Genomic DNA, 11,788 nt, shown 5'->3' on the forward strand with positions numbered 1-11,788 from the left:
ATAACGAAACGAGAGAGATCGCATGAACGCACGCACGGCCCGTGAGGCCGACTTCATCACGCACGACGGCGCAACGCTGTTCTATCGCCACTGGCCCGCGACGGGCCCACGCTGCCGCGGCGCGATCGTGCTGTTGCATCGCGGCCACGAACACTCGGCGCGCGTCGCGCACCTCGTCGACGAGCTCGACCTGCCGGATTTCGCGTTTTTTGCATGGGACGCACGCGGCCACGGCCGCTCGCCGGGCGCGCGCGGCTACAGCCCGAGCGCGGCCGCGTCGGTGCGCGACCTGCAGACCTTCGTCGAGCATATCCGCGACACGCACGGCATCGCGATCGAGGATATCGCGGTGATTGGCCAGAGCGTCGGCGCGGTGCTTGCGGCGACCTGGGCGCACGACTACGCGCCGCCGATCCGCGCGCTCGTCGTCGCGTCGCCGGCATTCCACATCAAGCTCTACGTGCCGTTCGCGCGGCCGGGGCTGCGGCTGATGCACAAGCTGCGCGGGCTGTTCTACGTGAACAGCTACGTGAAGCCGAAATTCCTCACGCACGACCCGGAACGGATCGCGAGCTACGCGTCCGATCCGCTGATCACGCGGCCGATCGCGGTCAACATGCTGCTCGACCTGCACGATGCCGCGCAGCGGATCGTCGCCGACGCGGCCGCGATCACCGTGCCGACGCAGTTGCTGATCTCGGGCGCCGACTGGGTCGTGCATCGCGGCCCGCAGGACCGCTTCTTCGAACGGCTCGGCTCGGCGCGCAAGGAGCGCATCGTGCTGCCGGGCTTCTACCACGACACGCTCGGCGAGCGCGACCGCGCGCAGGCGCTCGCGCCGCTGCGTGCGTTCGTGCTGCGCGAGTTCGATGCGCCGAGCCCGCGCGTGTCGCTCGCCGATGCCGACCGCCGCGGCGCGTTCCACGACGAATACGCGGCGCTCGGCCGGCCGCCGGCCAACGTGTTCGCGCGGGCGTACTGGGCGCTCACGCGCGCCGGCCTGAAAGCCGGCGGCGCGCTGTCCGACGGCATCGCGCTCGGGCTGCGGCTCGGCTTCGATTCGGGCTCGACGCTCGACTACGTGTACCGCAATCGCGCGCAGGGACGGTTCGGCATCGGCGCGCTGATCGACCGCACGTATCTCGATTCGCCGGGCTGGGTCGGCATCCGCCAGCGCAAGGTGCATCTGCAGGAACTGATCGGCACGGCGATCGGCCGCCTGCGCGGGAACGGCACGCCGGTGCGGATCGTCGACATCGCGGCCGGCCACGGGCGCTACGTGCTCGACGCGATCGCGATGGCCGCCGAGCGCGACGGCGCGGCGCCCGACGACATCACGCTGCGCGACTACAGCCCGCCGAACGTCGAGGCCGGCCGCGTGCTGATCGCACAGCGCGGCCTCGAGCCGATCGCGCGCTTCGAGCGCGGCGATGCGTTTGACGAGGCGTCGCTCGCGACGCTCGAGCCGCGGCCGACGCTCGCGATCGTGTCGGGCCTGTACGAGCTGTTCGGCGAGAACGCGCTGATCGAGCGCTCGCTGCGCGGGCTCGCGCAGGCCGTGCCGCCGGGCGGCTATCTCGTCTATACGGGGCAGCCGTGGCATCCGCAGCTCGAATTCATCGCGCGTGCGCTGAACAATCACCGCGGCGAGTCGACCTGGGTGATGCGCCGTCGTTCGCAAGCCGAAATGGACGAGCTCGTTGCGCGGGCGGGTTTCCGCAAGCTCGACCAGCGGATCGACGAGATGGGCATCTTCACGGTCAGCCTCGCGCAGCGGGTCGACGCGTCATGAGCGCGCTCGGCGGCGGCGCGGGTGTGGATGCGGACGCGAGCGGCGCTCTGGCCGAGCCGGCGGCCGGCGCGCGCGACGCGTCGTTCGCGCTGCGCTTCGGCTGGCTCGCGGCGATGGGCGCCGTGTTCTTCTCGACGTACGGCTTCGCGAACTGGCTCGCCGCGCGCCGCGCCGCGGTGCCGACGTTCGCGTTCGGCTGGGAGCACGCGATCCCGTTCGTGCCATGGACGATCGTGCCGTACTGGTCGATCGACCTGCTGTATGCGCTGTCGTTCTTCTTCTGGACGCGCCGCGACGATCTGCTCGATCACGTGAAGCGGCTGCTGACCGTGCAGCTGGTGTCGGTCGCGTGCTTCATCGCGTGGCCGCTGCGCTTCGGCTTCGAGCGGCCCGACGCGGGCGGCGTGGCCGGCGCGCTGTTCACGCTGCTGATGGGTTTCGACAAGCCGTTCAACCAGGCGCCGTCGCTGCATATCGGGTTGCTCGTCGTGCTGTGGGCCGTCTATGCGAAGCATCTGCGCGGCACGTTCGCGCGCGTCGTGCTGCATCCGTGGTTCGCGGCGATCGGCGTGTCGGTGCTGACGACTTACCAGCATCACGCGATCGACGTGCCGACCGGCGCAGCCGTCGGCTGTCTCGCGCTGTTCCTGTTTCCGCTGCGCGATGCCGCGGGCCGGTTGCCGGGCGCCGATGCGTCGCCGTCCGCGGCCGGCCGCGCGCTCGCGCGCCGCTATGCGTTCGGCGCCGCGCTCGCGGCGCTGGCGTGCGTGCCGCGCGCGCCGGGCTGGGCGCTGGCGGCAGGGTGGGTCGCGCTGGCGCTCGCCTGTGTCGCATGGGCGTACCGGTGCGGCGCGCCTGGCGCGTTCCAGAAGGATGCGGATGGGCGATTTCCGGTCTTCGTCGGCTGGCTGCTCGCGCCGACGATCGCCGGCGCGTTCGTCAATTCGCGGCTGTGGACGTTCCGGCAGCCGGCGCCGGTGCGGATCGACGAGCGCGTGTCGATCGGCCGGACACCGACGACGCGCGAGATCCGGCGCCACGGCTTCACCGCGCTGGTCGACCTGACCGCCGAGATGCCGCGCTGGGCCGCGGCCGATGCGTCGCTCGCGTATGCGTGCGTGCCGCAGCTCGACCTCGTCGCGCCGACGGCGGCGCAGCTCGCGCAGGCCGTCGCGGCGCTCGAACGGCTGCACGGCGACGGGCGCGACGTGCTGGTCTGCTGCGCGCTCGGCTACGGGCGCAGCGTGCTGTGCGCCGCCGCGTGGCTCGCGGTGCGGCGCGGGCTGACGGATGCGCGCGACGCGCTGGCCGCGGTGCGCGCGGTCCGGCCGTGTGCGGTATGGTCGGATGAAAGCGTGGCCGTGCTGCAGCAGTGGATCGATCGCCGTCGCGACGCGGAGCCGGTGTGATGCGCGATCGGTCCGGCCCGTTCAGGATCGCCGCCGCGCGCGGCGCGCTCGATGCGGGCGCGTGGGCGAGCGCGGTCGCGCTGGCCGCGGCCGGCGCGGGAGGATGGCTCGCGGCGGGCTGGCCGCCGGCGACACTCGGCCGCGTGCTGCTGGCGGTCGTCAGCACGGGATCGGGGATCGCGGCGCTGTGGTACGCGGTGCGCATCGAGATCGATCGGCGGCTGTTCGCCGCGCTGGCGCGGGCGGTGGATGGCGACGGGGCGGTCGACGACGGGCTCGCGGCCCTCGACCGTGCGCTCACCGATCTGGGCTGGATCGACGCGACAAAGGTCGGGCGCACGCTCGACGCGCGCGTGCGCGGCGCGGTCGGGCTGTGCCGGGCCGCCGTGCTCGTCGCGATCGTGCAGGGGCTCGTCGTCGGGATCGCGATCGCGGTGTCGCCGATCGGCTAGCTAGCGATGCAGGCGACGCGTCACGCGTTATGCGCGGGCGGTCTGTTGCGTCCGCGTGTGCTTGGCCTAGACCATCGCCTGGTCCGCGTGCTCGATCAGCGCATTCATGTCGGTACCGTCGTCCGGCAGCCTCGCGGCGATGATGCGGCGCAGCGTGTCGGCTCGGCGGACGGGGTGGCGGCGTCGGCGATTTGATCCAAGTCAGTTTTCCATGAAGAAAGTCCGTCGCGCGGCACGTACTTGCGGTAGCATACGCGCCGCTTGCGGCAGCGCATTCCGGGCGGTCCGCAACGGAACGCGGGCGATGCCCGGCCAGCCGTATCGCGCCGGCAGTATGCCGTTCCAGCCGTCCGGCTGGCAACGGCGCAATTCTTGCCATTCACTCTTCCTGCGCAGCATTTCCGACCGAATTGAGATTTTTTCGCTTCTCAGTCGCGAATCACGGTAAGTTTTGTTCTATTTTTGAGATAGTGTGACGAATGGGCGGACGCCGGTGCCAGGCGCCCCGCAGCGCGACGAACCGGTCATTGAAGCATCCGCCGCGTCGTACCGATAAATGCAATCAAGCCAGATATGAGGGGAAGCAGAGGGGATGTGCACTCACGGGCATAGCTGCTTTGCGCGCGTCGGTTGCGACGCGCAGGATAACCGGACGATCGTGACGACGCGGGGCCGCGCATGAAGCCGGCCGCGTCGCTGTTCGTCCTGGCGGCCGCGATGACCGGCGCTTTCCATACGGCCGCGCTGTCGGCCGCGCCGCTGCCGGCGGTGCCGGCCGCTGCGTCGACGGCCGCGGCGGCGCCCGATGCGGCGCCAACCGCGGTGCCCGCGGCCGCGCCGGTGGCGGCCAGCGTCCCGGCCGCCGGCCTGCCGGCGACGACCGTGCGTGTGCCGTTCGCGTCGCTCGGCGCGTTCGATCCGCTGCGCCTGCGCGGCGCCGATGACGCCCGCACGATCAACGCCGGCGTGCGGCTCGATCGCGTGATCACGGGCGCGCGCTTGCGCATGACCTACGCGTATTCGCCGTCGCTGATCTTTCCGCTGTCGCATCTGAAGGTGTCGGTGAACGGCGAGGTGGTCGCGACCGTCCCGTTCGACGCCGCGCGCGCGGGCCGCACGGTCACGCAAGAGATCCCGATCGATCCGCGCTACTTTTCCGATTTCAACCAGATCGGCCTGCGCCTGATCGCGCATTACACGCTCGACCATTGCGAGGACCCGGCGAACTCGGCGCTGTGGGCCGACGTGAGCCCGACGAGCGAGCTGATCCTCGACGAATCGCCGGTGCGCCTGCCGAACGATCTCGCGCTGCTGCCCGCGCCGTTCTTCGACCGGCGCGACAACGGCCGCGTGCGGCTGCCGTTCGTGCTGCCGGCCGCGCCCGATTCGGCGACGCTGCGCAGCGCGGGCGTGCTCGCGTCGTGGTTCGGCGCGCTGGCCGACTACCGGCATGCGCGCTTCCCGGTGTCGACCGCGCTGCCGGCCGACGACCAGGCCGTCGTGGTCGGCACGGTCGCGACGCTGCCGGCCGGTCTCGCGCTGCCGCCCGTGAACGGCCCGCTGCTCGCGGTCGCCGACAACCCGGCCGCGCCGGGCCGCAAGCTGCTGGTCGTCACGGGCCGCACGGCGGCCGAGGTCGACGACGCGGTCGCGACGCTCGTGCTCGGCCGCGCGGCGCTGTCGGGGCCGGCGGCGACGGTCGCGCACGTCGATCTCGGCGCGCCGCGCAAGCCGTACGACGCGCCGCGCTGGCTGCCGGTGAACCGGCCGATCGCGTTCCGCGAACTCGTGAACGACCCGCGCCAGCTGGAAGTGCGCGGCACGACGCCCGACGCGATCCGGCTGAACCTGCGCGTGCCGGCCGATCTGCACTCGTGGAACGGCGCGGGCGTACCGATCACGCTGCGCTACCGCTACACGGCGCCGACCGTGCAGGACAATTCGACGCTCGCGGTCGAGATCAACGATCAGCTCGTGAAGTCGTACCGGCTCGGGCCGGCCCAGGCGGAGGACGCGCACGGCCGCATGCAGCTGCCGCTGCTGTCGGTGCCGGAAGGGCGCGTGACGAGCGACGTCGACATTCCCGCGTTCCGCGTCGGCAGCGGCAACCAGCTGCAGTTCCGCTTCACGCTCGATTCGCAGAAGACGGGCCTGTGTTCGAGCACGGCCACCGAGCCCCAGCGCGCGGCGATCGATCCCGATTCGACGATCGACTTCTCGCACTTCGTCCATTACGCGCAATTGCCGAACCTCGCGTTCTTCGCGAACAGCGGCTTTCCGTTCACGCGCTTCGCCGACCTGTCGCAGACGGCCGTCGTGATGCCGGATCGGCCGTCGCCGCAGGAGCTCGAGGCCTATCTGACGATGCTCGGCCACATGGGCGAATGGACCGGCTTCCCGGCGCTGCGCGTGCAGGTCGCGCGGCCCGGCGACGTCGCCGCGCTGTCCGGGCACAAGGACCTGCTCGTGATCGACGGCTCGCCCGCGTCGCCGCTGCTCGCGCAGTGGCGCACGGCGCTGCCGCTCGCGATCGGCGAGCAGGGCGCGGGCGGCGCGGGCACGACGCGCGTCGCGTTCACGGTGAAGGAGCGCTGGCGCAACGGCGTGGGCGTCGCCGACGGCGGTGCGCACATCGAACAGGCGGGCCCGCTCGCGGCGCTCGCCGGTTTCGAGCTGCCGGGCAGCCGCGGTCGCAGCGTCGTCGCGCTGACGGCGACCGGCCAGCCGCGCCTCGGCGATCTGCTCGACGTGTTCGAGAACGCCGGGCTCGTGTCGCAACTGCAGGGCGACCTCGCGCTGGTGCGGCCGGGGCAGGTCGACAGCCTGCGGGTCGGCGAGCCTTACGTGGTCGGCTTCGTGCCGTGGTATGCGCGCGTATGGACGGAGGCGGCGCGGCATCCGGTCGTGCTCGGCGCGGTCGGCGTCGTCGCGGGGCTCTTGCTCGCGCTCGGCGTGTTCAGCGTGCTGCAGCGAATCGCCGCGCGTCGACGGGGGATGTAACGGATGGCGCGGGCAATGACGAAGCGACGGGCAACGCAGCCGGCGCGGCGTGTCGGCGCGATGCTCGCGCTGGCGGTTGCGGTGACGTGCGCGGCGGCCGGCATGGCCACGCGCGCGCACGCCGCGCCGGCCGGTGCGGCCGATGCGGCAGGCGCGGGATGCGGCGCGGCGTGGCCGCGCTGGGACGCGTTCAAGCGCGATTTCATCTCCGCCGACGGCCGCGTGATCGACGTCGGCTCGGCCGATTCGCGCACGGTATCGGAGGGGCAGGCGTATGGACTGTTCTTCGCGCTGGTCGCGAACGACCGGCGCATGTTCGACACGATCCTCGCATGGACCGAGAACAACCTCGCGCAGGGCGACCTGAGCGCGCACCTGCCGGCGTGGCTGTGGGGCCGCGCGCCCGACGGTGCGTGGCGCGTGCTCGACGCGAACGCGGCGTCGGACGCCGACCTGTGGATCGCGTATGCGCTCGTCGAGGCCGGCCGGCTGTGGGGCGAACGCAGCTATACGGCGCGCGGTGCGCTGCTCGCGAAGCGCGTGCTCGACGACGAGACGGCGACCGTGCCGGGCCTCGGCCTCACGCTGCTGCCGGGGCCGACCGGGTTCAAGCTCGCGAACGGCCAATGGCGCGTGAATCCGAGCTATTCGCCGCCGCAGGTGATTCGCGCGCTCGGCGCGCGGCTGCCCGACGACCGGCGCTGGGCCGCGCTCGCCTCCAGCACCGCTCGCGTGCTGCTCGACACCGCGCCGAAGGGCTTCTCGCCCGACTGGGCGCTGTATCGTGCGGGCAAGGGCTTCGGGCCCGATCCCGACACGTACGCGGAGAGTGCGTACAACGCGATCCGCGTGTACCTGTGGGCCGGCACGCTCGACCGCACCGATCCGCTCGCCGCGCCGCTGCTCGCGCGCTTCGCGCCGTTCGCCGACCATATCGCCGCGCATGGCGCGCCGCCGGAGAAGGTCGATACGACGACGGGCGTCGCGGGGCCGAACGACGGCAACGGCGGTTTCTCCGCGGCGGCCGTGCCGTTCCTCGACGCGCGCGGCCAGCACGCGCTCGCGGATGCACAGGCGGCCCGCGTCGATACGCTCGCGCGCCAGTCGGCGCCCGGCTATTACACGAGCGTGCTGACGCTGTTCGGCCTCGGCTGGCGCGACGGCCGCTACCGGTTTGGCGCGGACGGCACGCTCGACACCCGCTGGGGAGGCCGTTCGTGCGCCGCCCGCTGAAGCGCGCCGCGCCGCACGTCGCGGGATTCGCGTGGCTCGCGTCGTCGGTGTGCGCGGCGGCGCCGGGCGCAGCCACCGGCACGGCGATCGCGACACCCGCGACACCCGCGACACCGGCGACCTCGGCTGCCGCCGATGCGCGGCGCGAGCTCGACACCGCGCGGATGTGGGGCACCAAGCATCGCGACGACCTCGCCAGCGATGCGTTGCGCAAGGGCCTGCTGATCGCGCCGGGCGACGCCGACCTGCTGGCCGAACAGGTGCGCGTGCTGCTGCGGCTCGGCGACGCGAAAGGCGCGCAGGCGTCGCTCGCGCGGCTGCAGGCGCAATCGCCGAATGCGCCTGCCACGCGGCGGGTGGCCGACGAATACCGCGTCGCGACGAGCGGGCGCGGCGAGATGGCGCAGATTCGACTGCTCGCGCGCAGCGGCCGCGCCGACGAGGCGGCCCGGCGCATCGTCGCGCTGTTTCCGAACGGCGCGCCGTCGGGCGCGCTCGGCGCCGAGTATTACCAGATCGTGTCGAACGCGCCGGGCGGGCGGGAGCCGGCGATCGCCGCGCTGCGCCGCGCGATCGCCGCCGATCCGCGGGACACGAGCGCGTCGGTCGCGCTCGCGCGGCTGTTGAACCAGCGCGACGACACGCGCGCGGAAGCGAACCGGATCGCGTCATCGCTCGCGAAGCGCGCCGACGCGGACCATACGGAAGCGATGGCGCTGTGGCGGCGCGTGCTGCAGTCGGCCGGCAACGATCCCGCGTATCTCGATGCGCTGCATGCGTATCTCGCGCTCGCGCCGGACGACACCGAATTCCGCGATCGCGCCGCCGGTCTGGACCAGCAGCGCGACGCGCAGCGCCGGCTCGAACGCGATCCCGACTACATCGCGCAGCAGCGCGGGTTGCAGGCGCTCGCGCGCGGCGACCTGGCCGCCGCCGATCCGCTGCTCGTGCGCGCGGCCCGGGCGCGCTCGGACGACGCCGATGCGCTGGGCGGGCTCGGCCTGCTGCGTCTGCGCGAAGGGCGCCACGACGAAGCGCGCGCGCTGTTCGCGCGGGCGGCGGCGCGTGCGACCGACCAGCGCGGCAAATGGCAAGGCCTCGCGCGTACCGCGCAGTTCTGGGGGCTGCTCGCGCAAGGCCGCGAAGCGGCCAGTGCCGGCCGCCCGCAGGATGCCGAGCGCGCCGCGCGCGCGGCGCTCGCGATGCAGCCGGACAACCCCGACGCGAAGCTGCAGCTCGCCGATGCGCTGCTCGCACAGCGCGACTGGGCGGGGGCGGAACCGTTGCTGCGCGGCTTGCTGGCCGCGCGTTCGCCGAGCCTGTCGGCCGTGCGCGACACGGCCACGCTGTACGAAAACACCGGCCGCGCGGACCGGGTCGGCCCGCTTCTCGACGCGCTGCAAGGGCGCGTGACGGGCGCCGACGATCGCCGCGCGCTCGACGGCCTGCGCGGCGACGTGCTCGCGAACGAAGCGCGTGCGCTGGCCGACAAGGGCGCGCGCGGGCCGGCCGCGCAACGCTACGAGGCGGCCGTGCGCGCGGCGCCCGACGCGCCGTGGACGCGCTTCGCGCTCGCGCGCCTCTATCGCGACATGGGGCTGCCGCAGCTCGGCCGCACGGTGATGGACGACGGGCTCGCGCGCAGCGACACGCCCGAGATGCGCTACGCGAGCGCGCTGTACCGCAACTCGATCGACGATGTCGCGGGCGCGCAGGCCGCGCTGGCGCCGGTCGACGATGCGCACCGCTCGGACGGGATGCGGGCGCTGGCGCGCAAGCTCGATGCGGAAAGCGCGCTGGCCGACGCACGAAGCGCGCATGCACGCGGCGACCGCGCGGCCTTTGCGGCCACGCTCGCGCACGCGCAGGCGAGCGCGCCGGACGATCCCGACATGCTCGCGGCGATCGGCGCCCAGTGGATCGACGCGGGCGAACCGGAGCGCGGCCTCGCGCCGCTGCGCGACTGGATCGCCGCGCATCCGCGCGAAGCCGACGCGGACGTGCGCCTGCGCTACGGCGACCTGCTCGGCAGCGCGGGGCGCGACGAGGCGCTCGCCGCGTGGCTCGACATGCTGCGTCGCGACCCGTCGCTGACGCCCGCGCAGACGGCGCGACTGGAGGACCAGTCGCTGCGGCTCGTGCTGCGGCAGACCGACGACGCGATCGCACGACAGGACTATGCACGGGCGCGCACGCTGCTCGATCGCGCGAGCCCGGCCGGCCGCGCGGACAAGCGTTACGCGCTCGAACGCGCCGATCTCGAACGCGCGCAGGGCCATTACGACGCGGCGCGCGACGCGCTCGCGCCGGTCGTCGCGCGTACGCCGGACGATGCCGATACGCAGCTCGCGCTCGCCCGGATCGACGAGGACAGCGGCAATCGAGCCGCCGCACGCGAGCGCGTGCAGGCCGTGCTGGCGCGCACGCCGGACGACGATGTCGACACGCAACTGTCGGCCGTGCGCCGCCTGAACGCGCTGCGCCGCCCGGACGAAGCCGCGCAGGTGACCGACCGGCTGCAGGCCGCGTATCCGGCGCGCGCCGACGTGACGGTCGCGGCCGGGCGCGTGGCCGAAGCGCAAGGCCGCTACGACGATGCGGCGTCGCTGTACCGGCTGTCGCAGTCGCAGGAACGCGCGACGGGCGTGAGCCCGGGTCGCGACGGGCTCACGCCCGCACAGGCCGCGTTCGCGGACCTCGCGCAGCGACGCAATCCCGAGATCGAGACCGGCTGGATACCCGCGTACAAGTCGGGCGACGAAGGCATCTCGTCGTATCGCGCGCAGCAGGTGCCGATCTACATGCAGATGCCGATCCGCTACGACGGGCACGTGTTCGCGCAGATCGACACCGTGCATCTCGACCCGGGCACGCTCGATACGAGCGACCCGAACGCGTATTCGCTGAAGACGTTCGGCACGTACGCGGGGCTCAGGGCGCCGAACGGGCTGCCGCCGCCGTTCCAGCCGAATCCGCAGGCCGCCGCGCTGCTCGCGAATCCGTCGGGCTCGCTGCACCAGTCGACCACGGGCGTCGCGCTCGGCGCCGGTTACCTGTCCGATGCATGGCGCTTCGATCTCGGCACGTCGCCGCTCGGCTTCCCCGTGCATTACCTGGTCGGCGGCGTGCGCTACCGCTTCGACGCGGGCCCCGCGAGCTTCTCGGTGAATGCGTCGCGGCGGCCCGAAACGAGCAGCGTGCTGTCGTACGCGGGGATGCGCGACCCGTGGACCGGCGCGGTGTGGGGCGGCGTGCGCCGCGACGGCGTGAACCTGCGCGCGTCGGTCGACGTCGGCCGCACGAACCTGTTCGCGGAACTCGGCGCGGGCGTGCTGTCCGGCCGCAACGTCGAACGCAATGCGGAAGTCACGCTGCGCACCGGCTTCACGGTGCCCGTGTACGAGCGCGCGACGATGAAGGTCAGCACCGGGCTCGTCGGCAATGCGTGGCACTACGCGCAGAACCTGCGCTACTACACGTACGGGCAGGGCGGTTACTACAGCCCGCAGCGCTATCTGTCGCTCGGCGTGCCGATCGAATGGGCGGGGCGGCACGATGCGCTGTCGTGGGACCTGACCGTCACCGGCGGGATCTCGAACAGCTACGAGAAGGATTCGCTGTATTACCCGACGCTCTCCGGCCAGCGCGCCGCGCAGGTCGCGGCCGGGTTCGTGTACGCGGGCAGTTCGACGCGCGGCGTGTCGTTCTCGTACGGCGTGAACGGCATCGTCGAGTATCGCGTGAACCCGCACCTGAGCGTCGGCGCGCAGTTGCAGATCGACCGGTCGCACGACTATGCGCCGAGCTCGGCGCTCGTGTACCTGCGCTATGCGTTCGATGCGCGCGCGCCGCGCAACTGGCTCGTGACGCCGACGCCCGTGCGGCTTTATTCGGATTACTAG

6 protein-coding genes are annotated in these 11,788 nt (G+C 72.7%); all 6 read left to right on the forward strand.

The window, feature by feature from the left end:
- Nucleotides 1–22: 22 nt before the first annotated feature.
- The 6 genes from HWX55_RS04425 to HWX55_RS04450 all read left to right on the forward strand — a co-directional run bounded on the left by HWX55_RS04425 (nucleotide 23) and on the right by HWX55_RS04450 (nucleotide 11,788).
- Nucleotides 23–1,792 carry a bifunctional alpha/beta hydrolase/class I SAM-dependent methyltransferase gene (locus HWX55_RS04425; RefSeq protein WP_175974287.1) on the forward strand — a complete coding sequence of 590 codons (1,770 nt, stop codon included), beginning with the start codon at nucleotides 23–25 and terminating at the stop codon, nucleotides 1,790–1,792.
- The gene (locus HWX55_RS04430; protein WP_175974289.1) at nucleotides 1,789–3,201 is read left to right on the forward strand and encodes a phosphatase PAP2/dual specificity phosphatase family protein; all 1,413 of its coding nucleotides are present in this window, start codon (nucleotides 1,789–1,791) and stop codon (nucleotides 3,199–3,201) included. The genes HWX55_RS04425 and HWX55_RS04430 overlap by 4 nt, the downstream gene beginning before the upstream one ends.
- Nucleotides 3,201–3,653 carry a hypothetical protein gene (locus HWX55_RS04435; protein ID WP_175974291.1) on the forward strand — a complete coding sequence of 151 codons (453 nt, stop codon included), beginning with the start codon at nucleotides 3,201–3,203 and terminating at the stop codon, nucleotides 3,651–3,653. Before HWX55_RS04430 ends, HWX55_RS04435 begins: the two co-directional genes overlap by 1 nt.
- Before the next feature lie 678 nt (nucleotides 3,654–4,331).
- On the forward strand, nucleotides 4,332–6,653 hold the full coding sequence (bcsB, locus tag HWX55_RS04440; protein WP_175974293.1) for a cellulose biosynthesis cyclic di-GMP-binding regulatory protein BcsB: 2,322 nt from the start codon (nucleotides 4,332–4,334) through the stop codon (nucleotides 6,651–6,653).
- Nucleotides 6,654–6,656: 3 nt separating this feature from the next.
- Nucleotides 6,657–7,886, forward strand: coding sequence for a cellulose synthase complex periplasmic endoglucanase BcsZ (gene bcsZ / locus HWX55_RS04445; protein ID WP_175974295.1), 1,230 nt, complete (start codon nucleotides 6,657–6,659; stop codon nucleotides 7,884–7,886).
- Complete coding sequence (locus tag HWX55_RS04450) at nucleotides 7,871–11,788, forward strand: cellulose synthase subunit BcsC-related outer membrane protein (RefSeq protein ID WP_175974297.1); 3,918 nt, start codon at nucleotides 7,871–7,873, stop codon at nucleotides 11,786–11,788. The genes bcsZ and HWX55_RS04450 overlap by 16 nt, the downstream gene beginning before the upstream one ends.

The organism is Burkholderia sp. BCC1047 (genome assembly GCF_902833155.1).
Lineage (GTDB): Bacteria > Pseudomonadota > Gammaproteobacteria > Burkholderiales > Burkholderiaceae > Burkholderia > Burkholderia sola.

What these genes read in the sequence shown, in the direction of transcription:
- HWX55_RS04430 (WP_175974289.1), top strand. Translation starts at nt 1,789, where the DNA reads ATGAGCGCGCTCGGCGGCGGCGCGGGTGTGGATGCGGACGCGAGCGGC.
- HWX55_RS04435 (WP_175974291.1), top strand. Translation starts at nt 3,201, where the DNA reads ATGCGCGATCGGTCCGGCCCGTTCAGGATCGCCGCCGCGCGCGGCGCG.
- HWX55_RS04425 (WP_175974287.1), top strand. Translation starts at nt 23, where the DNA reads ATGAACGCACGCACGGCCCGTGAGGCCGACTTCATCACGCACGACGGC.
- bcsZ (WP_175974295.1), top strand. Translation starts at nt 6,657, where the DNA reads ATGGCGCGGGCAATGACGAAGCGACGGGCAACGCAGCCGGCGCGGCGT.
- bcsB (WP_175974293.1), top strand. Translation starts at nt 4,332, where the DNA reads ATGAAGCCGGCCGCGTCGCTGTTCGTCCTGGCGGCCGCGATGACCGGC.